The organism is Bradyrhizobium sp. UFLA06-24, assembly GCF_054967145.1.
This window is the reverse complement of sequence record NZ_JADFUE010000199.1, coordinates 1-891: the sequence shown is the minus strand read 5'-3', so window position 1 is coordinate 891 and position 891 is coordinate 1. Positions and strand designations below refer to the sequence as shown.

The window sequence follows — 891 nt, the reverse complement described above, 5'->3', positions numbered from 1 at the left end:
GCTTTATTTGATGCTTGGCAGTGTCCTACTCTCGCATGGGGAGACCCCACACTACCATCGGCGCTACGGCGTTTCACTTCTGAGTTCGGCATGGGGTCAGGTGGGACCACCGCGCTATTGCCGCCAGGCAAATTCTGTTTCATTCCAACCGCCTCACTCCCGTGAAGCCATCAGAACCAATCTCGGAACTTCGCTGAAAATCTCTCTAAAAACACCTTCGGTGTTGTAAGGTTAAGCCTCACGGATCATTAGTACTGGTTAGCTCAATGCATCGCTGCACTTACACACCCAGCCTATCAACGTCTTAGTCTTAAACGTTCCTTCAGGGGCCTTAAAGGCCCAGGGAAGACTCATCTTGAGGCAAGTTTCGCGCTTAGATGCTTTCAGCGCTTATCTTTTCCGCACTTAGCTACCGGGCAATGCCATTGGCATGACAACCCGAACACCAGTGGTGCGTTCACTCCGGTCCTCTCGTACTAGGAGCAACCCCTCTCAATCTTCCAACGCCCACGGCAGATAGGGACCGAACTGTCTCACGACGTTCTAAACCCAGCTCGCGTACCACTTTAAATGGCGAACAGCCATACCCTTGGGACCTACTTCAGCCCCAGGATGTGATGAGCCGACATCGAGGTGCCAAACACCGCCGTCGATATGAACTCTTGGGCGGTATCAGCCTGTTATCCCCGGAGTACCTTTTATCCGTTGAGCGATGGCCCTTCCATTCAGAACCACCGGATCACTAAGACCTACTTTCGTACCTGCTCGAGCCGTCACTCTCGCAGTCAAGCTAGCTTATGCCTTTGCACTAACCTCACGATGTCCGACCGTGATTAGCTAACCTTCGTGCTCCTCCGTTACTCTTTGGGAGGAGACCGCCCCAGTCAAACT

2 rRNA genes are annotated in these 891 nt (G+C 53.0%); both read right to left on the bottom strand.

Annotated features, from left to right (window positions below):
- Positions 1 to 12 precede the first annotated feature (12 nt).
- Positions 13 to 128, bottom strand: a 5S ribosomal RNA gene (gene rrf / locus IF809_RS38625).
- Positions 129 to 227: 99 nt separating this feature from the next.
- Positions 228 to 891: ribosomal RNA gene (locus tag IF809_RS38620) — 23S ribosomal RNA — on the bottom strand; the annotation flags it as partial.